At 73.1% G+C, this 23539-nt stretch carries 22 protein-coding genes; 8 read left to right on the top strand and 14 right to left on the bottom strand.

Features of this window, described 5'->3' with window-relative positions; translation table 11 throughout:
- Positions 1-79: 79 nt before the first annotated feature.
- The gene (locus ACIPAE_RS18375) at positions 80-1483 is read right to left on the bottom strand and encodes a glucose-6-phosphate dehydrogenase (RefSeq protein WP_366411963.1); all 1404 of its coding nucleotides are present in this window, start codon (positions 1481-1483) and stop codon (positions 80-82) included.
- A gap of 178 nt (positions 1484-1661) precedes the next feature.
- Positions 1662-2627 (bottom strand): LysR family transcriptional regulator, encoded by a 966-nt coding sequence (locus tag ACIPAE_RS18370; protein WP_402446261.1) that lies wholly within the window; start codon positions 2625-2627, stop codon positions 1662-1664.
- Between the two features lie 245 nt (positions 2628-2872).
- Between ACIPAE_RS18370 and ACIPAE_RS18365 the strand changes: the two genes are divergently transcribed.
- Complete coding sequence (locus tag ACIPAE_RS18365) at positions 2873-3223, top strand: DoxX family protein (RefSeq protein WP_328473434.1); 351 nt, start codon at positions 2873-2875, stop codon at positions 3221-3223.
- Between the two features lie 79 nt (positions 3224-3302).
- Here the strand turns inward: ACIPAE_RS18365 and ACIPAE_RS18360 are convergent, their stop codons facing one another.
- On the bottom strand, positions 3303-3848 hold the full coding sequence (locus ACIPAE_RS18360) for a GNAT family N-acetyltransferase (protein WP_402446259.1): 546 nt from the start codon (positions 3846-3848) through the stop codon (positions 3303-3305).
- 288 nt (positions 3849-4136) lie between these two features.
- On the opposite strand from ACIPAE_RS18360, the gene ACIPAE_RS18355 reads away from it, so the two are divergent.
- Positions 4137-5045, top strand: a complete 909-nt coding sequence (locus tag ACIPAE_RS18355) for an inositol monophosphatase family protein (RefSeq protein WP_402446256.1) — start codon at positions 4137-4139, stop codon at positions 5043-5045.
- A gap of 146 nt (positions 5046-5191) precedes the next feature.
- Here ACIPAE_RS18355 and ACIPAE_RS18350 read toward each other — a convergent pair whose 3' ends face one another.
- From ACIPAE_RS18350 to tgmA, 7 genes are all read right to left on the bottom strand, one after another.
- A complete protein-coding gene (locus tag ACIPAE_RS18350; protein WP_402446254.1) occupies positions 5192-6589 on the bottom strand; it encodes an MFS transporter in 1398 nt (465 codons plus the stop codon).
- Positions 6586-7053, bottom strand: a complete 468-nt coding sequence (locus ACIPAE_RS18345) for a MarR family transcriptional regulator (RefSeq protein ID WP_366411958.1) — start codon at positions 7051-7053, stop codon at positions 6586-6588. The genes ACIPAE_RS18350 and ACIPAE_RS18345 overlap by 4 nt, the downstream gene beginning before the upstream one ends.
- A 17-nt stretch (positions 7054-7070) precedes the next feature.
- Entirely contained in the window at positions 7071-7397 is a 327-nt protein-coding gene (locus tag ACIPAE_RS18340; RefSeq protein ID WP_402446251.1) for a hypothetical protein, read from the bottom strand.
- A 78-nt stretch (positions 7398-7475) separates the two neighbouring features.
- Positions 7476-7793 carry a DUF6087 family protein gene (locus ACIPAE_RS18335; RefSeq protein ID WP_402446248.1) on the bottom strand — a complete coding sequence of 106 codons (318 nt, stop codon included), beginning with the start codon at positions 7791-7793 and terminating at the stop codon, positions 7476-7478.
- Between the two features lie 69 nt (positions 7794-7862).
- Positions 7863-9026 (bottom strand): ATP-grasp peptide maturase system methyltransferase, encoded by a 1164-nt coding sequence (tgmC, locus tag ACIPAE_RS18330; protein WP_329361363.1) that lies wholly within the window; start codon positions 9024-9026, stop codon positions 7863-7865.
- Positions 9023-9991 carry an ATP-grasp ribosomal peptide maturase gene (tgmB, locus tag ACIPAE_RS18325; protein ID WP_402446245.1) on the bottom strand — a complete coding sequence of 323 codons (969 nt, stop codon included), beginning with the start codon at positions 9989-9991 and terminating at the stop codon, positions 9023-9025. Before tgmB ends, tgmC begins: the two co-directional genes overlap by 4 nt.
- 4 nt (positions 9992-9995) lie before the next feature.
- Positions 9996-10250, bottom strand: a complete 255-nt coding sequence (tgmA, locus tag ACIPAE_RS18320; protein WP_328473419.1) for a putative ATP-grasp-modified RiPP — start codon at positions 10248-10250, stop codon at positions 9996-9998.
- Positions 10251-10540: 290 nt separating this feature from the next.
- Here tgmA and ACIPAE_RS18315 point away from each other — a divergent pair, with 290 nt between their 5' ends.
- Together ACIPAE_RS18315 and ACIPAE_RS18310 are read left to right on the top strand one after the other, a co-directional pair.
- Complete coding sequence (locus tag ACIPAE_RS18315; RefSeq protein ID WP_329361367.1) at positions 10541-11332, top strand: GntR family transcriptional regulator; 792 nt, start codon at positions 10541-10543, stop codon at positions 11330-11332.
- Between the two features lie 53 nt (positions 11333-11385).
- Positions 11386-12009 (top strand): YdcF family protein, encoded by a 624-nt coding sequence (locus ACIPAE_RS18310; RefSeq protein WP_402446500.1) that lies wholly within the window; start codon positions 11386-11388, stop codon positions 12007-12009.
- 512 nt (positions 12010-12521) lie between these two features.
- Here the strand turns inward: ACIPAE_RS18310 and ACIPAE_RS18305 are convergent.
- Genes ACIPAE_RS18305 through ACIPAE_RS18290 form a run of 4 tightly spaced genes read right to left on the bottom strand, consistent with a single transcriptional unit; the run spans position 12522 to position 16956 of the window.
- On the bottom strand, positions 12522-13034 hold the full coding sequence (locus ACIPAE_RS18305; protein ID WP_329361369.1) for an AAA family ATPase: 513 nt from the start codon (positions 13032-13034) through the stop codon (positions 12522-12524).
- 47 nt (positions 13035-13081) lie between these two features.
- The gene (locus ACIPAE_RS18300) at positions 13082-14008 is read right to left on the bottom strand and encodes an ROK family protein (RefSeq protein ID WP_366411953.1); all 927 of its coding nucleotides are present in this window, start codon (positions 14006-14008) and stop codon (positions 13082-13084) included.
- 6 nt (positions 14009-14014) lie between these two features.
- Entirely contained in the window at positions 14015-15037 is a 1023-nt protein-coding gene (locus ACIPAE_RS18295) for a LacI family DNA-binding transcriptional regulator (RefSeq protein WP_366411952.1), read from the bottom strand.
- Entirely contained in the window at positions 15034-16956 is a 1923-nt protein-coding gene (locus ACIPAE_RS18290) for a class I mannose-6-phosphate isomerase (protein ID WP_402446240.1), read from the bottom strand. The genes ACIPAE_RS18295 and ACIPAE_RS18290 overlap by 4 nt, the downstream gene beginning before the upstream one ends.
- Positions 16957-17072: 116 nt before the next feature.
- Here ACIPAE_RS18290 and ACIPAE_RS18285 point away from each other — a divergent pair, with 116 nt between their 5' ends.
- The 4 genes from ACIPAE_RS18285 to ACIPAE_RS18270 all read left to right on the top strand — a co-directional run bounded on the left by ACIPAE_RS18285 (position 17073) and on the right by ACIPAE_RS18270 (position 23489).
- Positions 17073-18365: an ABC transporter substrate-binding protein gene (locus ACIPAE_RS18285; RefSeq protein WP_402446237.1), complete on the top strand. Its 1293-nt coding sequence runs from the start codon at positions 17073-17075 to the stop codon at positions 18363-18365.
- Positions 18353-19309, top strand: coding sequence for a sugar ABC transporter permease (locus ACIPAE_RS18280; RefSeq protein WP_329361377.1), 957 nt, complete (start codon positions 18353-18355; stop codon positions 19307-19309). Before ACIPAE_RS18285 ends, ACIPAE_RS18280 begins: the two co-directional genes overlap by 13 nt.
- Complete coding sequence (locus ACIPAE_RS18275; protein WP_328473405.1) at positions 19306-20118, top strand: carbohydrate ABC transporter permease; 813 nt, start codon at positions 19306-19308, stop codon at positions 20116-20118. Before ACIPAE_RS18280 ends, ACIPAE_RS18275 begins: the two co-directional genes overlap by 4 nt.
- Before the next feature lie 98 nt (positions 20119-20216).
- Positions 20217-23489 (top strand): alpha-mannosidase, encoded by a 3273-nt coding sequence (locus tag ACIPAE_RS18270; protein ID WP_402446233.1) that lies wholly within the window; start codon positions 20217-20219, stop codon positions 23487-23489.
- Positions 23490-23539: the final 50 nt, after the last annotated feature.

Below are 23539 nucleotides of genomic sequence, written 5' to 3'. Positions count from 1 at the left end.
CACGACAGCTGCCCCCGGGTACTTGACAGCGCATCATGTCAGATCGGCGTCCTGCGCCGACCGGGCCCGCGGGGTGGGGTCAGGAGTCGAAGCCGGCGGTCCAGGGCTCGTGCCACGGCGGGCGGCCGTGGACGAGCGCGTCGGCCTCGGTGGGTCCCCAGGTGCCGGGTTCGTAGGGGTGCAGCGGGGCGGGGTCGTCGAGGAGGGGCTGGACGATCCGCCACGCCTCCTCGACGCCGTCCTCCCGGGTGAACAGGCTGTGGTCGCCGATGAGGGCGCCGTGCAGCAGGCGCTCGTAGGGTTCGAAAGGCTCGCCGAGTTCCCGCATGAAGGACGCGTCCAAGGTCAGCGGGCGCCAGGTCTGCTCGCCCTGGGCGACGAGTTGCAGGCGCACGCCCGGGTCCGGGTCGATCCGCAGCACGATCTGGTTCTGCTCGGCCTGGTGGGGGGTGGGCAGGAACGCCAGCCGCGGGGCGCGGCGCAGGACGAGCCGCACCTCGGTGTTGCGCACCGGCAGGTTCTTCCCGGCACGCAGGAAGAACGGGACGTCGATCCACTTCCAGTTGTCGACCTCCAGCCGCAACGCGATGTACGTCTCGGTGTCGGAGTCGGCGGCCACGCCGGGAGTGTCGCGGTAACCGGCGTACTGGCCGCGGACGCTGTGGCGGGGGTCGGCGGCGCGTACGGCCTTGAGCACCTCGGCCTTGCGGTCCCTGAGGCTGTCGGCGCCCGCGTCGGCGGGCGGGTCCATGGCGACGGCGGCGAGCACCTGGAGCAGGTGGTTCTGGACCACGTCGCGCAGCGCTCCGACGGGGTCGTAGAACGCGCCGCGGTCCTCGATGCCGAAGTCCTCGGCCATGGTGATCTGCACGGCGCAGATGCTGTCGCGGTCCCACAGGCCGGCCAGCGCGGGGTTGGCGAAGCGCAGGTACTCCAGCTCGATGACCGGTTCCTTGCCGAGGAAGTGGTCCACGCGCAGGAGCTGGTCCTCGCGCAGGACGGCGCGCAGGCGGGTGTTGAGGGCGCGCGCGGAGGCGAGGTCGTGGCCGAACGGCTTCTCGACGGCGACCCGTGCGTCGGACAACAGGTCGGCGACGCTGAGCTGTTCGACGATGGGGCCGAAGAGCTGGGGCGGCATTTCGAGGTAGTAGAGGGCGGAGTGGCCGGGGCCGATCTCCGCGCCGAGCCGGGTGTAGAGCGCGGCGTCGGTGACGTCGCCGTGCAGGTAGGTGACGCGCTCGGCGAACCGCCGGAAGACGCCGTCGTCGATCTGCTGCCCGGTGGCGGCGATACGGTCCCGGGCCTGCGCGACGAAGTCGGCCGTGGTCATCTCGCTGCTGGCCACGCCGATGACGCGGCAGCTGAGCAGGCCGCGCTTTTCGAGCCGGTACAGGGCGCGCAGCGTCATCTTGCGGGCGAGGTCGCCGGTGATGCCGAACACGACCAGGGTGTCCGCGGCTCTCGGCTGCTCGGTGGGGGTCATGTCGCGGTCCTCCCGGTGCTGCGGAGCCTGGCGCGCGCCGGGCCGGGCACACGCGCGCCCTTTTTCCAGGGTGCGCCCTGGCCGGGCGGATCACCAGGAAGGCTCGCCGGGGATCGGGGAGCGGGGCGGCCGGTACGGGGACGGCGTGCGGGGTTCCGGCGTTCCGACGTTTCGGCGTTCAGTGACGGTCGGGACCGGGGTCCGGGGAGGGACCGGGGTCCGGGGAGGGACCGGGGTCCGGCTCTTCGGGTGCGTCGGGTATCGCGTCGAGGCAGCAGCGGACGAAGTCCTGGATGACGGGATCGCCGTCGTCGGCGGGCGCCCAGGCCACGCAGACCCGGCTGGGACTCACGCCGGTGACCGGGCGGTAGGTGACGCCGGGCCGGGCGTAGAAGCGGGCCGCGGACTCGGGGGCGAGCGCGATGCCGTCGCCGTTGGCGATCGCGCTGAGCCACTCGTCGGGCTGGTCGGTGACGGCGCCGATCCGGACCGGGCGGCCGTCGCGTTCACCGGCCGCCGTCCAGTACTCCTGCCACTGACCGGTCTCGGCCTTCGCCGCCACGTACGGCTCGTCCCACAACTCGCGGAAGGCGATGGAGGCGCGCGAGGCCAGCGGATGGGCGGACGGCAGCGCGACGCACCGCGGTTCGGTGAACAGCACCTCCCACCGGTAGGAGTCCTGCTCCGGGAAGGGCATCCGCAGCAGCCCGACGTCCACCTCGCCCGCGGCCAGCCCGGCGGTCGGGTTCGACCAGGACGCCTGCCGCAGGTCGGCGCGCCAGCCGGGCCGGCGGCGGGCGAACTCCGCGACGATGGACGGCGTCGCCTCGTTGGCCGCGCTGGCCAGGAAGCCGACCCGCAGCACGCGCGCCGCACGTCCCTCCGCGGCCTGCGTCTGGCGCAGCACGCGGTCCCAGTCGGCCAGCAGCGCGGGCACCCGCTCGGCGAGCGCGCGGCCCGCCTCGGTCAGCGCCATACCGGACCGGGAGCGGGTGAACAGCCGCATCCCGAGCTGGTTCTCCAGCTGCTTGATCTGCTTCGTCAGCGCCGGCTGCGACACGTACAGCCGCTCCGCGGCGCGGGTCAGCGTCCCCTCGGCCGCCACGGCTGCGAAATAGCGCAGCAACCGCGTGTCCACATCCATTCCGCCAGGTTATGGATGCAGGTATTGGACGGCAACCGGGGGTTCGACCAGGGTGGGTCGTGCGGGTGGACGGGGCTCCGGCGCAGGAGCGGAGCCCGCCGCCGCCGACGCTCCCCGCGACCCCCGCGTGCCCGTGTGGTCGGTCGCGCCCGGTGGCCGTCCGCCGCCGTGCACCCCACTGCCCCGCGCCCTATCGCCGCACCGGACGGGACCCCCGTACCGGACCCACCGAACAGGAGACGTACGTGTACCTCGCCTACGCGACCATCACCGCCGTCACGATCGCGATCAACGGCGGCATGGCCGTCGCCGACCTCGCGAAGGCGGACTTCGTCCTCGCCAACTCCGCGCGGGTGGGCGTGCCCGCGTCCTGGGCCCGCCCGCTCGGCACGCTCAAGGGCGCCGGCGCGGTCGGGCTGCTGCTCGGACTGCTGGGGGTGCTGCCCATCGGCATCGCCGCCGCGATCGGACTCGTGCTGTACTTCGTCGGCGCGATGGCAGTGCACATCAAGACCCGCGTCTTCGCCAACATCGCCTTCCCCGCCGCCTACTTGGCGCTGGCCGTCGCCTCGCTCGCGCTGGCCGTCGCACGCTGAGCGCGGCGCCCGCCCCGGAGCGACGCCGGGTGGTGCGCGCGCCCTGCACGGCACGCGCGCCCTCCGGCGTACGCCTGTCCTAGCTGTCGGCGGCCGTCGTCCCGTGCCAGCGCACCTCGCCGTCGTGCCACTGGCGGGTGGGTGCGAGCCCGGCCGCGGTGGCGACGGCGGCCGAGGCGGCGTGGTCCGGGTGGATGTGGGCGATCACGGTCGGCACGCGCTGCCCGGCGAGCCAGTCCACCAGCCCGCGCGCGGCCTCCGTGGCGATGCCGCGGCCCTGCCACGGCGTGCCGACCACCCACGCGATCTCGGCGACCTGCCCGCCGTCCTCGATGCCGACCGTCGCCTGGACGGTGCCCACCAGGCAGCCGTCCGCGCGCAGCCGGATCACCCAGTTCAGCCAGTCCACGGCGGGGTCGGGCGAACCCGCGGCCAGCCGCTCGTACCGCGACCGCAGCGCCTCGGGGGTGGCCGGCTCGCCGCCGATGTAGTGGTGCAGGGCGGGGTCGGCGAGCACCCTCGCCATCTCCCCGCCGTGCCCGGGTTCCAATGGCAGCAGGTCGAGGCCGCCGGTCGCGAACGGCAGCGGGGCCAGGCGCCCGGCGCGGGCCCGGTCGATCGCCACGTAGTTGCTCCTTCTGCGGTGTCCGGTCGGGCGGCGTCCGCCCTCGGGGTGTCTGTGGACCCGGACGCGGTGGTCGCGGGCCACCCCCGCCGGATTCGTACGCGGGTGCGGGCCGTACGGCTCCCGGTTGTACTTTCCCGCGTCCGGGCCCGCCGCGCCCGCAGCATACACAGCAGGCGGCATCTCACGATGCGGTCGAGTCGTTGACAATGAGGACGTGGTGGCACGGTCCGGTCCGCGGCTCCGCCGGGGCCGGCCGGGCGGGACGGGACGAGGGGGAAGGTCGGGATGGCCGGGACGGGCAGCGCGGGCAGAACGGGTGGAGCGGGCAGCGCGGGTGGAGCGGGATCGGCGGACGCGGCGGGCTCCGCGGACCCGGCGGCCGGGGCGGACGACGCGACGGCCGCCGTGGTGGCCGAGCGGGCCGCGCGGGCGGCGGGCGGGCTGCTGCGGCGGCTGCGCGGGACGCAGGCGGCGCGGGGACGCCCGAAGGACGGCCACGGAGTCGTCACCGACGCGGACTTGCGGGCGGACGCGCTGATCAGGGACGTGCTCGCGGCGCGCTTCCCCGCGCACCGGATGGTCAGCGAGGAGACCTGGGACGGGTGGCGGGAGGGCATGTTCGACGGTCCGGTGTGGGTGGTGGACCCGATGGACGGCTCGGCGAACTTCGCGCACGACTACCCGTACGTCTCGGTGTCGGTGGCCTTCGCGGTCGACGGTGTGGTGCGGGCGGGCGCGGTGCACGCGCCGTTCCTGGGGCAGACGTTCACCGCGGTGAAGGGCGGCGGGGCGCGCTGCAACGGGTCGCGGCTGGCGGTCGCGGACACGTCGGTGCTGGGTGACACCCTTGTGGGCACGGGATTCCCGCACCGGCGCGAGGAGTTGGACGCGGTGCTGGAGCGGGTGCGGCGGCTGCTGCTGAACTGCCGTGACGTGCGGCGCGCGGGTTCGCCCGCGCTGGACATCTCGCTGGTCGCGACGGGCATGCTCGACGCGCACACCGAGAGCCTGGCGCCCTGGGACGTGGCCGCGGCCGGGCTGGTCGCCACGGAGGCGGGGGCGCGGCGCGGGAACCTGCTGCCCGAGCCGTTCCCGCTGCCACCCGACCTGTCGGGCACGGGCGTCGTCGTGGCGGCGCCGGGGGTGTACGACGCGCTGTGGGAGTTGCTGGCGGCGGAGGGCGGGGCGGCCTGAGCGAGCGGGGTCACCGGGTCCCCGCGCGCGGGGGGCTTGGGCTTCCGGGTCACCGCACGCGCTCGGCACTTCCGCGTCACCGCCCGCGCTCGGCACTTCCGCGTCACCGCACGCGCTCCGCGTGACCGCCGTCCCGACGTCATCGGTTACGCGGAGGCCCCCTGCCCGGCCGAGTGGTCCATGCGGCGCAGCGCCGGGAGCATCAGGATGCCCAGCACGATGGTGGGCACGCCGCCGATCACGAGCGACCAGCGGCTGCCGAAGTCCTGGGCGACCCAGCCGACCAGCGGCCCGCCGATCACGGTGGTGCCGCCCCAGGCCAGCGCCCACAGCGCCATCACGCGGCCGCGCATCGCGGGTGCCGCGGCGAGCTGGAGCGCGGTCTTGGACAGCGAGTTGAAGCTGATGCTGCCGTAGCCGACGAAGAGCAGCGCGAGCAGTTCCCAGGGCAGCGTCGGGGCGAACGCGGCCGCGGTGATGGCGACGCCCCAGCCGGCGGCGGCGAACGCGAGGGTGCTGCTGCGCCGGGGGTTGCCACGGCTGGCGGTCACGAGGCCGCCGATCACCGCGCCCACCCCCATGACGGCTGCCATCGCGCCGTAGGTGCCCGCGCCGCCGTGCAGGGCGCCGCGCGCCACCAGCGGGAGCGTGACCGGGAACTCGTAGGCGAGCGCGCCGGTGACCGTGATCATCACCAGCGGCAGCAGCAGCGCCGGGGTGCGGAAGGCGTAGCGCAGGCCGGCCCTGACCTGGCCCTTCTCGCGGGGCGGGCGGTCGACGGGGTTCATCTCGGCGGGCCGCATGAGGACGAGGCTGACCAGCACGCCCGCGAACGACGCGGCGTTGAGCACGAAGCAGGTGGTCAGGCCGACCCCGGCGACGAGGGCGCCGCCGGCCGCCGCGCCCAGCACGCGGGCGAGGTTGACCGACACGGAGTTGAGGGTGACCGCGTTCGCGAGCCGCTCGCGCGGCACCAGGTCGCCGATCAGGCTCTGCCGGGCCGGGTTGTCGACCACGGTGAGCACGCCGAGCGCCAGCGACAGCGCGACGACCCCGGTGAAGCTCGCGGCGCCCAGGGCCGTCATGAGCGCGAAGGCCAGCGCGACCGCGGCGGACGCGGACTGCGTGACGTACAGCAGGCGGCGCCGGTCGTAGCGGTCGGCGATCAGGCCGCCGAACGGGCCGAGCAGCGCCAGCGGCAGGTAGCGGGCGGCGGTGGCGATCCCGAGGTCGGCACCGCTGCCGGTCAGCCGCAGCACCAGGAACGCGAGCGCCAGCGTCTGCATCCAGGTGCCCGCGATCGACACCGCGTAGCCCCAGAAGTAGAGGCGGTAGTTGCGGATCGACAGCGAGCTGAAGGCACGCGGCAGCCGGTGTGCCCGCGCCGCGCCCTTGCCGTCGTCGCCGAGGCCGCCGCGGTCGCCGTGGTCGGGCCCGTCGCCGGTGACGCGTGCGGCGGCTGTACGGGGGCCACTCGGCTCGGGTCCCGGCGACGGGGGCTGGGGCTGGGGCTGGGACGGCGGCGGGCCGGTCGCGCCCGTCACGTCGGGCCCGCCGCCCGGCCCGGCGTCGCACCTTCGGGCAGCTCGAACTCGGCGAGCCGCTCCAGCAGTTCGCCCGCGGCAACCAGCACGCGCTGCTCCTCCGGGTCCAGCAGCGCCTCGACCGCCCGCCCCAGCCACGTGTCGCGCTGGCTGCGCGCGTCCGCGACGGCCGCGCTCCCGGCGGGGGTGACCGCCACCAGCACGCGCCGCGCGTCCTCCTCGTCCCGGCTGCGCCGCACGAACCCGGCGCCCTCCAACTCGCGCAGCGCCGCCGCCACGTTCGAACTGGTCATCTGCAACTCCTCCGCGAGCCCGCGCGGCTGCGCACCCCCCAGCCGCTCAGCCGCCGCGAGCACCTGCCGGGCCGTCCTCGACACCCCATGCGTCGGCCCCGCCTCGCGGCGCAACCGCCGCTGAAGCTGCTTGAACTGCGCGCGCAGCCGCAACACCTCGCGATCCTCCATACCCCTATTTTACATAGCTATCCCACATAGCAAAAACCCCCGAGCGCGCAGGGCTGGACGCGGTGGGCCGCGTGCTCCTTGTCCGCCCGGGGGCCGCAGCACGTCCCGGGTGCCGACCCGGCGCGGGGTGGGAAACCTGGCGCTCCACCGCACCGAGTGGGCCGCAGCAGCGACTGCACCTTGCGGTCCTCCGGCACGAGGCCGATCCCCGCCTCGACCGCGTCGGGCGGGCGGGCGGACTTCCCCACCCCGTTCTCCCCCACCACGGCCACGATCCGCCCCCGGGCCAGGACCAGTCGCGGGATGCCGAGCACCTTCACCGCGCTGTACGACGTGCTCGGCACGACCCCGCTGCTCCCCCGGCACGCCTGGGACAAGACCTCCGCCACCGCTGCTCGACACGCGGCTCCGGCGGGCGGGAGTCAGCGCTCGTTGGGCCCCGGCGTCTGGGGCTTGCGGTGCTTTCCGGTGCCGGCGCGGAGGGGGTTCGGTGTCGGCACCGGGGCTTGGGCGGGTGGTTCGTGGGCCGCGGCATGAAGGATGCGCCTCGCTTCCGCGAGGTTGGCCGCGAAGGCGTGGGGCTCCCAGGCGTGGCCGTTCCACCGCTGGATCAGGCGAGGGGCCCCGGGGTTCACGTGCCCTGCTCGTGGGCCGTCGCCGGGGAGCAGCGGGAGCGCGCGGAGCCGTCCGATCTTGGCGTCACGGCGTTCCGCCCACTCGGTCAGCGGTTCGTCGTCCATTCCGCTTCTCCATGATGCGACGGCTACTCACGCACGAGGGTAGTGCCTCCGTAGAAGGCCCTTCTCGTCTCAGTCGAGGCGGTGCTCCCAGCGCAGGTCCGGGGCTCCGTCGATCCAGTAGCGGTGCGCCGCCTGCGTGACGCGGAGGCGAACCGAGTCGATCTCGGGGTGGCCTGCGGCCTGCCAGGCGAGGAGCGCCTGTTCGATCGTGTCCCAGAGGGGCAAAGGGCCGCCCTGCCGGGCCGTCCAGTTGTTGCCGTCGGCGGTGAACTCGGCGAAGCACTCGCGCTCCGGGTCGAAGAGGTACAGCAGCTTGGTCCCGTCACTGCGAGCAGCGCGGACGAGTTGGGCACCGGGGGCAGCGAGTTGGGCGACATACGCGGGCATCCAGTCGTCGAGCAGGGTCGGCGGCACCGTCGTCTTCCGCTCGCTGTCGACGTAGGCCGTCCGGGCGGACAGGTCGCCGGCGATCGGCACCACGGTTTGGGCGCGGGCCTGCATGAAGGAGGAACGGGCGATGATGCGGCCTTCGGCGTTGCCGTCGTCGTCGACGGTGACCTTGGCCAGGCCGGTTCCGTACGGCCAGGAACCGATGGTGGCGAGGATGGTGCCGCCGGGCTTGGTCTGGCGGACCCAGGTGTGCGGGATGCGGCGGACGGCGCAGGTGGCGATCACACGGTCGTAGGGGGCGTTGCGGGGGTGGCCGAGGAGGCCGTCGCCGGTGACGGTCCAGGCGGAGTAGCCGAGCGTTTCCAGGGCGGTGTCCGCGCGCTGCGCTACCCGCGGGTCGACTTCGACGGTGGTGACGTTGCCCGCACCGAGGTAGTGGCACATCAGGGCGGCCGAATAGCCGGTGCCGGTGCCGATCTCCAGTACCCGGTGGCCCGGTTGCAGGTCCAGGCTCTCCATCATGCGGATCACGGTGGCCGGGGCGGTGGAGGAGGAGGTGGGCACCCCCGCCACGGGTTCGATGATCTGGTCGGCGGTGAGGTGGCCGTCGAGTTGGGTGGTGAGGGTGTCGTAGCGGTACGCGCACTCCAGCCATGCGGCCGGGGCGGCACCGGAGGCCGTGACGGGCCTCCACACGGGGCCTTCGTCGAGGAACACGCCGGGGTGGAGGAACAGTTCGCGCGGTACGGCCTCAACGGCCGCCCGCAGTAAGGGTGATACGAGTACCCCGTCGGCCGCGAGCCGCTCGGCCAGGCGGCGGCGTTGGCGTGTCGAGTCGGTCATCGGCGTTCTCCTCGGGCTTCGGTGAGCAGGTCGGCGAAGGCCGCGGACATCGGCAAGCCGGTCTCTGTCTCCAACCACCCCCACTGGCCGTTCGGGTTCAGCTCCAGCCACCAGTAGTCGCCCGCCCGGTCCACTGCGAGGTCGAAGCTCCCCGACACCAGACCCTGGACTTCCAGATAGGCGTGCAGGGCTGTGGTCACCCGGTCGGGGATGTGCTCGACGGTGTAGGTGAGGGCGCTGTAGTCCCTGCGCCAGTCCAGGAGGGTGGAGTTGATCCGCACGGCGAAGGTCCGCCGGCCGACGACCAGGACGCGGATGTCGGCCATCTTGTCCACGCGGGCCTGGAACAGGTGCGGGGCGACGCGAATGCTCTCGTCGATCTCGCCGGCGGACACGGGTTCGGCCCAACCGGTGACCGGTACGCCGTCCCGCGTGTACGGGGTCCAGCGCAGCGTTTTGAACAGCACGTCGCCTGGGGTGCTGGTGATGAACTCGCGTGCCTCGTCCGGGTCGTTGGTGATGAGTGTGGGCGGGACGGATAGTGCGAGGCTTTGTGCGAGGGCGAGCTGGGCGGGCTTGTAGTCGGCGGCGGCGACCTGAAGGGGGTGGTTCACCCACAGCGGGCGGTCCATGGCGTAGAGGATGCCGCCGAGTCCGAAGCGGACCTGGGTGGCCGCGAAGCGGGCGTCGTCCGGTTGCAGGTGGGCGAAGGCGGGCCACTGGGGGCGGCGCCAGTACACCGCACGGACACGGGTCAGATCAGCGCTCCTCGACGGGGTGCGCACCCGCCCGGTCATGGCGGCCGGGCGGGTGCTGAACCGAGCCGAGACCGTCAGGTCGGCGCCGATGTCGGCGGGGTTGAACCTGACCACGGGTACGTTCCGCCGATTGAGTTCGGTGATCACCATGTCGGCGGTCAGGTCGTCCGCCTCGGTGACCACCAACACCGGCCGGTCCTCGGTCACGTCGTCAGTCCTGCTGCGAGTCCTGGTCGTGGCCCTGATCGTTCTTCGAGTCCGAGTTCGTGATTGTCGAGGTCTCGGTGCCCTTGCTGGTGCCGTGCGCGCCCATCTCGACGACCTGGCCGGTCCGGTCGCGGAACACGCCGAGTTGCGTGGCGGGGTCGAGAGCGACCGTGGAGTGCGGGCGGCGGATGGTGGTGGGGTACGGCGCGAGTCGGCGGGAGCCCCAGGGCGCGGTGGGCTGTTCGGCGATGGTCTTCACAGGGTGCTCTCCTCTTGTGGGCGGGCGGGCAACGGAATGGCTGATGTTTCGGTCCTTGTCCGTGGGGTGTGTTGTGGAGGGCTGCACCGTCCCCGGGTTGTTCAGGGGGCGGTGGAATGACGCGGGGGGCGTGGAGGGGGGTGAGGGAGTGGGCGGGGGCGAGGGCGACCTCCGTGAGCCCGTCATCAGTCCTGGGACTGCAAACGCTTGAGAAGAGAATGGCGCTACAGTCCCAGGACTGTCAACAGTCCTAGGACTGTGTTTCACTGGACCCCTTGAGAGGAGGCACGATGGCGTCGAAGTGGCGGGAACTCGCGGATCGTCTCGCGGAGCAGATCCGGAACGGCAAGTACGGACCGGGCCAGCCGTTGCCGCATATCCGCGCGCTGGTGGAGGCAGGTGAGGGCTCCAAGTCCACCGTCCACATGGCGTACAAGGCGCTGGAAGCGGAGGGACTGGTCACGTCGTCGCGCGGCCATGGCACGGTGGTGCGGCACCGGACACCGCTCAAGCGGCTCGGCATCGCGCGATATGACAAGGCGAAGTGGCGGGACGGGGACGAGGTTGCGTTCATTGCCGACCGAGTCGCATCGGGCCGTCCGTACAACCGCGGCGAGCAAACGCAGACCGTGGGCCTGGTGAAGGGAAGCCACCTGGTCACCAGCGCGCTGGGGCTCTCGGACGGAGCGGACGTGTACGCCCGCGCCCGGCTCGTCAAGGAGGGCCACCAGCCGACGCACACTCTGACCAGCTATTACCGCCCCGAGCATGTCGAGGGCACGCGCATTGTCGATCCCAGTCCCGGGCCGGCCGGCCGTGGCGGTGGGTTCCGTGTCCTCTACGACGCGGGGTACGAGATCGACCACATGCGGGAGCAACTCTTCGCTCGCATGCCGACGGCCGAGGAAGCAGAGCTGCTGAAACTTCCCGCGAGTGAGCCCGTTGTGGAACTGCACAGGACTACCTACACCGCCGACGGCACGGTTGTGGAGTTCGCGCTCGGGCTCCACGCCGCATCCCGGTTCGCGTGGGAGTACGAATTCGATGTGCCGGACTCGGCGCAGGACGGGGAGCGTGCGTGACCCTCTCACCGACCGCGCACGCGGATGCCCTGCTGCTGTGGGACTACCTGCGGATGCACCACGCGCCGCGCCCGTGCTCGGTCGCCATCGCACTGGGCAGTCACGACCTCACCGTGGCGGACACCACGGCGGATCTCTACTCGCGCGGCATGGCACCTCTCGTGGTGATGACCGGAGCCACCAGTCCAACGTCCGCTGCTCGCATGCCACTTGGCGAGGCTGTGCACTACCGCAGGCGGGCACTCGAGCTGGGCGTACCGGAGTCAGCGGTCCTGCTGGAGTCGGAGGCGAGGAACACCGGGGAGAACATCACGAAATCCCGGGCGCTCCTGGAATCCACCGGCGTCGAGGTTACGTCACTCCTCCTGGTCAGCAAGCCGTACGAGGAACGACGGGCCTACGCGACGCTGCGGAAGCTCTGGCCGTCCGTGGACGCCGTCTGCGCATCGGCGCCCATGACCTACGACGACTACGTCTCCGCCATCGGCGACGAAGACCTGGTCGTCGCCATGATGGTCGGCGCTACACAGCGGATCATCATCTACCCCGAGCGAGGACTCATCATCGACCAACATGTCCCGGCCGAAATCCACGCTGCCTACGGCCGGTTGTGCGACCGCGGATTCACCGGCCGCCTGGTTCGTGACGAGCCGCGAACCGAGCCGCGGCGCGTGTGAGTTGATCGCACAGCCGGTTGAGTCCGTCGGAGTACAGCGTGGCGGACCGGTGTCTGGATCAGCCCCCGCGCAGACTCGCGCTGTCGTCAGGCACGGAAGGCGCCTGACAGGATTCGTCCCCGTGGCCACGGACACCGAGCACTGACCAACCCCTGCTGGTGACGGCCCGGTTGGCGCCACGCCCGGTCCTTCCACACCTCGCACCCCACCTTCAGCGGCATGGCCGACGTCAAGCGGTTGGCCGCCGAATACCGGTCGGTCCTCGCCCGGTTGAACGGACTCGACCTCGTCCCCGACCGCTGACTGCACCTCACCATGCAGGACATCGGCTTCGTCGGCGAGGTCCCCGAGAGCGCCGTGGACGCCATCCTGACGGCCGCGCGCCGTCGGCTGGCGGCCCTACAGTCGCTCGACGTCACGCTCACCGCGCCGATCGTCGCCCCGGAAGCGCTCCTTGCCCCAGTCCGACCACCAGCCCCGTACGTCAGGTGCGCGGCGCCGTAGCCCGCGGATCAGGTGGCCGCGGCCAGGAACGCCAGGGCCGTCGCGAGGTTGGACGGCAGGGCCGTCATCGCGTCCAGCACCAAGCGGTGGTCGGTCCACGGGGCGTACTCCTCCCGCAGCCGCTCCACCGCCTCCCATGTCGGCTCGGCGAAACCCTCGATCCCGCGGGATCGGGCTTCCAGGCGCCGGCGATGCACCGCCCGGTCCGAGCAGACCACCTCGATGAACGCCGCCCGCACGCCGTGCCGCTCGGCCAGGGACCGCCACTGCCCCCGCGCCGCGTCCACCGCGTTGACCGCGTCCACGATCACCGTCTGGCCCAGGGCCAGCGCATCGCCGGCCACGGTTTCGGCCACGACGTACGCCGCCAGGCCGGTGGGCTGGCCGCGGGAGACCCCCGCACGCCACATCGCCGCTTCGATCGGGTCGACCGACACGACCGGAGCGGCCAGTTCCCGTCCCAACGCCCGCGCGACCGTGCTCTTCCCCGCACCGGGCAGCCCCGCCATCGCGATCAACATGCCGCCACCCTCGCACGTCCGACCGGCCCGCCGACGCGCCTGCCCGCTCACGCCCGCACCGCGTGTTCCGCCGCGCCGAGCAGCGCCAGGTCCTCCCCGTCCCGGCGCACCGCCAACCGCAGTGCGGCCAGGGCGGGGTGGCGGGCCGTCAGGCCGGCGGTGAAGGGCGGGCCGAGCCGGTCCCACGCCGCGGTGGCGGAGCCGCCGACCACCAGCGTGTCCGCCTCGAAGGCCGCCAGCCAGGGTGCCAGGGCGCCGCCCAAAGCGTGCAAGGCGTCGTCGATGACGACCTGGGCGACCGCCTCGCCGTCCGCGGCCCGGGCGGACAGCCCGCGCAGCCCGTCCACCGGCGCGCCGGTGAGCGCGGTGTAGCGGGCGGCGAGCGCCCGGGTCGAGACGGCGTCCTCCAGCGGCCGGCCGCCGATGGCCAGCAGGTCGGCGCGGCCTTCGGGCGGGACGCTGGGCCCCGCCACCACCGGGGTGCCGCGGTCGAGGAACGCCGAGCCGACACCGGTGCCGAGGGTGATGGCGACCAGCCGACGCCCCCGCCCGCCGGTGCCGCGCCACGCGCCGAGGCCGAACGCGTGGGCGTCGTTGAGGAAGCGCAGCCGCGCCGGCCCGCACCCCAGCCGTGGGGCGAGGCGGTCCGCGACGGGCAGGCCGTCCAGGGCGGCGAACTTCCCGACGTCCCGGTAGCGGGCGGTCCCGGTGGCGTAGTCGAACGGGCCGGGCACGGCGACACCCCACGTGCCGCCGACCGTCCGGCCGCGCAGGGCGGGCGCGGCCAGTACGCGGTTGGCCGCGTCGGCGAGCGCGGCGAGGAAGTCCTCCGCGCCGGTGTCGGGCCGCAGCGCCAGGCGCTGCCGGGTGCCGTCGAGGACACCGGCCCGGTCGGGGTCGACGGCGGCGGCCGTGACGTGCGATCCGCCGACTTCGAGCACGGGTATGGCGCCGGGCGCCTGGGTGGAGGTCACGGCGGCCTACCGGGGTACCGGGTGGTCGATGAGCGTGGTCGAGATGGTCACCCGCCGCGGGTGCAGGGGCACGGTGCTGCGCTGGCGTTCGAAGAGCAGCGTCGCGGCCGCCCTGCCGACCTCGGCCGGGTCGTAGGACACCACGGTCAGCGGCAGGTGCAGCAGGTCGGCGAGTTCGATGTCGTCGAAGCCGGCGAGGGCCACCGGCTCCTGGTCGGCGGGCCGGTCTCGCAGGGCCAGCAGCGCGCCGACGGTGTTCCGGTTGTTCGCCGTGAGCAGCGCGGTCGGCGGGTCGGGCAGGGCGAGCATGGCGCGGGCCGCCTCCTGGGCGAGCGCGCTGTCGCCGCGGTGCCGGCTGACGTAGCGCTCGTCCACCGCGATGCCGGCCTCCTCCAGCGCCAGGGCGTAGCCGCGGAAGCGCTCGGAGCCGGTCCACAGCGAGGGGGGCAGGCCGAGGAAGCCGATCCGCCGGTGGCCGCGCTCGATCAGCCGGCGGCACGCGGCGCGGGTGCCGCCGAAGTCGTCGACGAGCACGCAGTCCACGTCGACGTCCATCGGCGGGCTGGCCGCGAGCACCACGGGGGTGTCGCGGAGCCGTTCGCCGCCGAGGTGGCTGTGGTCGTGGCTGGCGGGCACGACCACCAGGCCGTCCACCCCGCGGTCCAGCAGGTCGGTGACGACGTCGCGTTCGACGTCGGGGTCCTCGCTGGTGCTGCCGAGCATGACGCGCGCCCCGTAGCGGACGCACACCTCCTCGACGCCGACGGCGAGTTGGGAGTAGAAGGGGTTGGCGAGGTTGGTGACCACCAGGCCGATCAGCTCGTTCGGGCCGCCGGAGCGCAGCCCCCTGGCGAGCTTGTTCGGGCGGTAGCCGAGCGCGGCCACCTCGGCGAGCACCCGCTGGCGGGTGGCCTCGCCGATGCCGCGCTGCCCGCGCAGGGCGCGGGAGACCGTCATCGTGCTGACGCCGAGCCGTTCGGCGACGTCCCGCATGGTCAGGGACGTCACGGGATCGGGTTCGGTACTCATGCCACCTGCGCCTTGACCAGGCGAGCCAGGTCCGGCCCCTGGTTCTGCACACGGTATGCGGTGACGGAGGCCGGAACCGCGAGAGTCTCCGCATAGTGTACGAAGTGCCGGTCCCCCGCGGCGGTCGTCACGAGCACGCCCTGCCCGTCGACGACGGTCAGCACGTGGAAGCGCCCGGCGGTGTCCTGCTCCGCGGTGCCTTCCGGGTCGATCACGAGCCGGCGCACCTCGAAGAACATGTCGGGCAGCGCGCCGAGGAGTTCCTCGCGCCAGCCGTCGCCCCGGTGCAGGGTGCGGGGCCGCTGGACCAGGTCGCGGGGCACGGCCTCGCCGGAACGGCGCGGGTCCAGGTTGCGGAAGGCGTGCTCGACGTGGACGGCGCGCTGCCGGTCGGCGGCGTCCCTGCGCAGCCAGTCGTAGAAGCGCAGGGAGTACAGGTACGGCGTGGCGCTGACTTCGAGGACGACGTTGCCCTCGCCGCTGCCGTGCGGGGTGCCGGCCGGCACGAGGTAGAGCTGGCCGTCCTCGGCGGGGAAGGTCTGGACGTAGCTCTCGATGTCGAACTCCTCGCCGTGCGCGTCGGCGGCGTGCGCGCGGGCGTGGAAGGCGTCGACGTCGGCGTCCTGGCGCAGCCCGAGGAAGACCTTGCTGTGCGCGCTGGTCCGCATCAGGTAGTAGCTCTCGTGCTGGGTGTAGGGCCAGCCGAAGACGGTCCGCATCTCGTCGCCGCGCGGGTGGCAGTGCACCGAGAGGTTGCCGCCGCCGACGGTGTCCAGGTAGTCGAAGCGGATGGGGAAGGAGGTGCCGAAGGTCTCGTGCACGTCGGCGCCGAGCATGTCCACGGGGGCGAGGGCGACGACGAGTTGGAAGGGCACCTCCACGCTGCGGCCGGTGCCGGAGCTGGTCCCGGAGTCAGTGCCGGGGCCGGTGCCGGGGCCGGAGCTGGTGCCGGGGCCGGTGCCGGAACTGGTGCCGGGGCCGGAGCTGGTGCCGGTGCCGGAGTCAGTGCCGGAGCTGGTGCCGGAACTGTCGTCGCCGAGCAGCACACCACTCTCCGGCGCGATGAGTTCGTAGCCGAGTGCGGTGTTGGCGGCGCCGGGATTGTGGCCCAGCTCCTCCTGACCCCAATGCCCGCCCCACGGCGTGGAGTTGAAGGTCGGCAGGGTGCGGAAGGGCTGCCGGGCGAGACGGCGGCAGGAGGCCCGCAGCGCGTGCCCGCTGATCGAGGCCGGCGTTGAGGTATCGGTAACGTCGAACCAGCGGTCGATCCGGTCGGCCGTCGCGTCGCGGTGCCGGTCCTGGAGCGGCCAGTCGATGTAGAACAGCCGCCGCAGGCTGGGGAGTTGGCCGGCCGGTGCGCCGAGGTTGCGGCCGGCGCCGCGCCCGACGGCCGCTTCGGCGTACCGCTTGGGGACGTCGGCCCACCACACCGCGTCCACGCCGGGCGCCGACGCGGCGCCGGGACCGACCAGGACGCGGAGCGCGCCGCCGCTCCCGCCGCCCGTGCCGCCCTCCGGCCCGCCGTTCTCCGGCCCGGACGCCGGCGACGCCAGCGCCGCCAGCGCGCCCGGGTCCAACAGGTCGGACAGGCTGCCACCTGCGAGTCTCGCGAAGTCCGGGTCGTCGCGCAGCGTTTCGGACTCGGTGAGGCGGCGGATGTCGGCCCAGTCGCGCGCCGCGTCGCGGACGTCCGCGACGGTGACGCGGGGGCGGGTGGCGGCGAGGGCCGCCGTCAACTCGCGTGCGACGGACTCCCATTCGACGGCCGCGGGCCCATCGACCGCGAGCAGCCGGACGGTTGTGCCCAGGGCGTCCGCCGCGTCGGCCCATCCCACCATGACGGTGCCGTCGCTCACGGGGTAGCGCGGCCGGGGGTCGTACTGCGACGCCTGCACTGTGGCCTGTGGACGGTCGACCATGTCACCAACCTTATCGAGATAACGTCAACGTTAAGTCTTCTCAAACCCTGAGCACACCTGTACGTTACCGATAACTTAGCAGGCCGCTGAACCCGTGACGAGGGGGTCCCATGGGGATGATCGACACGACCCGGACGGTAAGCCGGCGCACGGCGCTGGCCGCGTCGTTCGCCGGGGCCGCCGCCCTCGCGCTCAGTGCCTGTGAGCGCGGCACACTCACCAAGCCCGCACCGGCCGACACGCTCTCGCTCTTCAACGACAACCCGAGCTGGACGCCCGGATACCACGCCGCCGGAACCGAGTTGCGCCGGCTCGGCGGCTACCGGCTGGCACCGCAGGCCGTGCCCAACGTCAGCAACTACCAGCAGATCGTGCGGATGTCCGCGCAGACGGACTCCACCGCCGACCTCGTCAAGTGGTGGAACGGCTACCGGCTGCGGGACGTCGCCCGCGCCGGCATCCTCGCCGACGTCACCGGCGCGTGGGACGAGGCGAAGAGCCGCGGCTGGTGCGACGACCCGGCGCTGCGCGAGACGTTCACCGCCGACGGCCGGCAGTACGGCGTGCCCCTGTACAAGTCGTACTACGCCGTCTTCTACAGCAAACCGGTCTTCGCCCGGCTCGGCGTCGGGGTGCCCACCACCTGGCAGGAGTTCCTGCACGTGGTGGACACCGCGCACGCGCGGCACATCACGCCCATCTCGTCGGGCGGCGCGACCAGTTGGGAGTCGTCGATCTGGTTCCAGCAGCTCGTCAACGGGCTGGACCACCGGTTCTACCTCGACCTCGCCGCCGGCAAGCGGTCGTACACCGACGCCGAGTGCCGCCAGGCGATGGGGGTGTGGAGCGACCTGTACCGGCGCGGCGCGTTCTCCTCGCCCGACGCGTCCGTCTCCGACCTGCCGGGACGCTTCGCGCAGGGCACCACCGCGATGTGCCTGCACGGCACCTGGAACACCGGCGCGTTCCTCACCGCCGGCATCAAGAACGCGGACCTCGGCGCGTTCCTGCTGCCCCCGCCGCCCGGCGGGACGAGTTCGGTGGTGGTGGAGAGCGGCGTGCTGGCGGTGTCGGCCAAGGCCCACAAGCGCCAGGGCGCCCTGGACACCGCCCGCACCTGGTTCGACCCGGCCGTGCAGCGGGCGTGGACCGGTTTCCTGCGCGACACCTCCGCGGACCCGTCGGTGGTGCCGGACGTGGGAGCGGTGCGCGAGGTCGCCGCGCAGGTCCGTACGCAGCGGCCGGCGCAGGCCATCCGCTACTGGGAGGCGTCCCCACCGGTGCTGATCGAGGGAAACGTGCAGGATCTCAGCGCCTTCATGATCGACCCCACGGCCGCCCGGGCCGCGCGGACCCTGGCGAGCATGCAGCGCCGAGCCGAAAAGGAGTGGAAGGCGTGGAAGTCCTGACCTCTGGAGCCAAGACGGTCCCCCGCACGACGGCCCGCCGATCCGGGAACCCGGCCCGCGTGCCCCGGCACGGCGGCGTCCGGCGCGCCGCATGGGTGGGTGCGTTCCTCGCGCCCGCCGTGGCGCTCGTCGCGGCGCTGCTGGTGGTGCCGTTCGCGGTCACCTCCTACCGCAGCCTGTTCGACGACAACGGCATCACCGCCCACTTCGTGGGCCTGGCCAACTACCGTGCGCTGCTCACCGACCCCGACTTCGGCCGGTCGCTGCTCAACACGGTCATGTGGGTGGTCGGCACGCTGGTCCTGCCGGTGCTGCTCGGCCTGGTGCTCGCGGTACTGACCCACTCGGTGCGCTGGGGCGTGGTGGCCCGCACCGCCGTGGTCATCCCCTACGCCCTGTCCGGCTCCGCGACGGCCCTGCTGTGGACGTACCTGCTGAAGTCCGACGGCGCCGTCAATCAGACGCTGCACGCCATCGGGCTCGGCGGCTGGCAGCACGACTGGCTGCTGCACTGGCCGCTGAACACGATCGTGATGATCGTGGCGACGACCTGGCAGTCCACCGGCGCCGCCCTGCTGCTGTTCCTGATCGGGTTGCAGACCATCCCGACCGAGACCATCGAGGCCGCGAAGATCGACGGCGCGCAGGGCCTGCAGCTGTTCCTGAAGGTGATCGTGCCCCAACTGCGGCCCATGACCGTGGTCGTGGTGGGGATGTCCATCGTCAACAGCCTCAAGACCTTCGACATCGTGTGGCTGCTGACGCAGGGCGGCCCCGGCACCGCGTCCGAGACGCTGGCCCTGACGATGTACCGGCAGACCTTCACCCTCAACCGGTACGGCTACGGCGCCGCCGTGTCCGTCGTGCTGACCGCGGTGGTCGTCGCGGCGTCCTGGCTCTACCTGCGCCGGCAGGTCCAGCCGCAGCGGGGAGGCGTGGCATGACCGGCCGGGCCGTACGCCATGTCCTGGTCGCCCTGGTCTCGGTGCTGTGGCTGCTGCCGACCTGGCTGGTGGTCGTCAACGCGTTCACCCCGTCGAAGCAGTACACCGGCTCGCCGCGGTGGTGGTTCGGCTCCTGGGGCCTGACCCGGAACATCCGCGCCGCGTTCTCCAGCGCCGACGTCGGGCGGGGCCTGCTGAACACCTTCCTGTACGCCGTCGTGGGCGCGGCGATCGCGGTGGTGATCGCGGCGCTGGCCTCCTTCGCGGTCACGGTCATGCCGGTCCGCCGCCCGGCGATCTGGTTCTGGGCCATCTTCATCGGCACCGTGCTGCCGTTGCAGACCTTCCTGTCCCCGCTGTTCACCGGGTACGCCCGCACCGGCCTGTACGACACCCAGTACGGCATGGTGCTGATCTACGTGGCGCTCACCGTGCCCTTCGCGTTCTTCGTCAACCGCAACTTCATGATGACCGTGCCGCGGGAGATCTCCGAGGCCGCCCAGCTCGACGGCGTCAACTGGCTGCGGATGTTCCTCTCCATCCACCTGCCGCTGGCCAGGAACGCCCTGCTGGCCGCGTTCATCTTCCAGTTCACCTGGATCTGGAACGACCTGCTGTTCGGCATCACGCTCTCGCTCAGCCCCAACGTGCGGCCGGTGATGGCCACCCTGGCGGACCTGAGCGGCAACTACTCCACGGTGGGCCCGCCCGTCGTGCTGGCCGGCGCGCTGGTCGCGTCGGTGCCCACCGTGGTGCTCTTCTTCGTCTTCCAGCGCTTCTTCGTCAACAGCCTGCGCCTGACGTCCTGACGTCAGCACCTCCGGACCGCACCACCGGCGTCCCGACGCCGGCACCCGCGGACCGCACCACCGACGTCCTGACCGAACCACCTTGGGAGAGACAGCTCATGACGACGCGTGCCCTCGTACGCGACCGCCGATGGTCGACCGACAAGGCCCGGACGAGCATGGTCGGCCTCGCGGTCGCCGCCACCGCCCAGGCCGGCGGCACCCGGCTCCGCGCCATGCCGGAACACCTGGTCCGGCGTTCCCCGTCCGGCGCGCTGCGCTGCGTACGGATACTGATCGACGGCGACCGGTCCGACCACAGCGGGTGGACCTTCACCGCCGAGGCCGCCGGCGGCGGGTCGATACCCGTGCAGGCCGTGCCCGCACCCGGCGGGCAGCGGCTGCTGCTGCCCCTGGAGAGCGCCCCGCGTGACCTGCGGATCACCGCCACCGGCCACGGCACCTCCGCGGTGCTCGCCTTCGTCCTCCAGCCGCCGCGCGAGTGGACGATCCACCTGGTGCACCACTCGCACCTCGACATCGGGTACACCGACCCGCAGGGCACGGTGCTCGGCGAGCACGTCGCGTTCCTGGACTCCTGCCTCGACCTGACCCGGGCCACCGACGACTGGCCGGACAACGCCAAGTTCCGCTGGGCGGTGGAGTCGCTGTGGTCGTTCGAGCAGTGGGCGGCCGCCCGGCCGGCGGCACGGGTCGCGGAGTTCATCCAGCGGGTGAAGGCCGGCCAGATCGAGCTGACCGCCATGCCGTACAACCTGCACACCGACACCTGCTCCACGGACGAGCTGCACGAACTGCTGCGGCTGGCCCGCGGCGTCAAGCAGACCCACGGCATCGACTTCCGCAGCGCCATGCAGACCGACGTGCCCGGCACCGTCGCCGGGCTGCCCGACGCCCTGACCCCGCTCGGCGTGCGCTACCTGTCGGTGGCGCACAACTGGGCCGGCCGCTCGGTGCCCAACATGAACGGCGGCGCGCAACTCCCCCGGCTGTTCCGCTGGCGCGCCCCGTCCGGGAACGAGCTGCTGACCTGGATGACCGACAGCCCGCACGGCCTGGCCTACATGGAGGGCCCGGTGCTCGGCTTCGACACCTCCTACGAGATGGTCGACGACCTGCTGCCCGCGTACCTGACCGCGCTCGCCACCAACCCCTACCCCATCCCGCCCGAGCTGTTCGGCTCGCCGGGGCCGACCGCGGGCCACCGCGACCCGTACCCGTGGGACCTGCTGCACCTGCGGGTCCAGGGCCACTTCGGGGACAACGCGCCGCCGCGGCTGATCCTCGCGGAGACGGTGCGCCGCTGGAACGAGACCTGGGCCGCGCCGACCCTGCGGCTGTCCACCAACACGGACTTCTTCACCGACGCCGAACAGCGGCTGGGCGACGCCGTCCCCGTCTTCGAGGGCGACTGGGGCGACTGGTGGGTCGAGGGCGTCGGCTCCGGCGCCCGGCCGCAGGCGATGGTCCGCCGCGCGCAGGCGAAGGTGGCCGACGCGACCACGCTGTACGGCATGGCCGCGCTCACCGACCTCGCCGGCCGGGCCGGAACCGCCCCCTCCGCCGAACCCGTCGACTCTGCCGAACCCGCCGGCCCCGCCCCCGCGCACGCCGCCGACGCCCGGGTCGGCGCCGCCGGCGTCTACCGGTCGATCTCCCTGTTCAACGAGCACACGTGGGGCGCGGCCGACCCCTGGACCCACGGCGACGAGGGGATGTCCTCCGGCGACCAGCAGTGGCACTGGAAGTACGGCTACGCCCTGCACGGCGACAACGACGCCGACACCTTCCGCGACCACGCGTCGGCCGCGCTGGGCGCGGCGCTGCCGACCGCGGCCGGCGCCGACGCCACCTTCTGGGCGGTCAACACCACGTCGGCGCGGCGCACTTCGGTCGTCGCGCTGTTCGTACGCGAGAGCCGCGTCCCGCTGGACCGGGCGCTGGCGGTGACCGACGGCCGTACCGGCAAGCCGCTGCCCACCGTCGTGACGCCGCAGGTCAACCCGGTGCACCGGGACGCGGGCCGGTGGGTGCACGTCGAGGTGCCCGACGTCCCGCCGCTCGGGCTGGTCCGGCTGGACCTCACGGCGGGCGAGCCGGGCACCGCGGTCGCCCCGCGCACCGACGGCCACGCCGAGGACAGCGACCGCCGGGTCCCGCTGCCGACCGCGGAGGACCTGGTGCTGGAGAACGACCACCTCACGGTGCGGGTCGACCTGGCCCGCGCCTGCGTCGCCTCGATCACCGAGAAGGCCACCGGCCGCGAACTCGTCGACCAGGACGCCGTCGTGGGCTTCAACGGCTACGTCTACGACACCTACACCTCGGCGCCCGGCTACAACCACCAGGCCAACAAGACGACCACGTCCGACGAGCTGGAACTCCTCGGTTCGCGCTCGCTGGCCCGGCCCGCCGTCCTGCTCGAACGCGTCGACGACGCCCTCGGCGCGCGTCTGACCTACGAGTACGCGGCCGACGGGGTCCACCTCGCCCGCACCACGGTCAGCCTGGGCCGCGACGACGCCCACGTGGTCCTCGACAACCGCTTCGACAAGCCCGCGACCATGGCGAAAGAGAGCGCCTACCTGGCCTTCCCGTTCGCCCTCACCGACCCCGCCGTCCGCTACGAGATCACCGGCGCCCTGACCGGCACCGGCCTCGCCCACGTCCCCGGCGCTCCCCAGCACATGCGCGCCGTACGGTCGTTCGTCGCGCTCGGGGACGCCGGCGGGCCGGTCGCGTGGGTGACGCGCGACGCGCCCCTGGTCGAGCCGGAGACCATCCCGCTGCCGTACGCGCCGTTCCCCGACTCCACGGCGCCCCGGCAGCCGGGCACCCTCTACTCGTGGGTCCACAACAACCTCTGGGACACCAACTTCCCGGCCCAGCAGGCGTTCGACACCACCTTCCGCTACGCGGTCGGCGTCCGCCGGAGCGGCGAGACCATCGCCGCCGAGGCGCTGGGCCTGCGCACCGCCCAGGAGATCGACCACCCGCTGGTGGGCGTCGCCGCGCACGGCGAGCCCGCCGCGGACGACCCGGGCGAGCGGGCGCTGCTCGCCCTCGACGATCCGTACGTGCGGGTCGTCGACGCGGCGCCGGTCCCGGCGCGGGGCGAGGGTCAGGGCGAGGGGCGCGAGGCGGACGAGGGCGGCTCCGAGCCGGCCGACCTCCTGGTCCGCCTCCAGTCCTACGCCGACGAGCCCCGTACCGTCCGGCTGCGCTGCGGCTTCCCCGTCGCGCACGCCGAACGCGCCACCTACCTCGGCGACCACGCGGGCGAGGCCACCCGCGACGGCGCCGACGTGCACGTGGAGATCCCGCGCCTGGGCAGCACGGCGGTCCGCCTGCGCCCGCGGGCAGGCGGCTGACCGGTTCGGGGGCGGCGCCGCCACGGCGCCGCCGCCCCCGGGCGGTTCGG

The organism is Streptomyces sp. NPDC087270 (assembly GCF_044744625.1).
In the GTDB taxonomy this organism is placed as follows: Bacteria; Actinomycetota; Actinomycetes; order Streptomycetales; family Streptomycetaceae; genus Actinacidiphila.
This window is presented reverse-complemented; position numbering and strand designations above follow the sequence as displayed.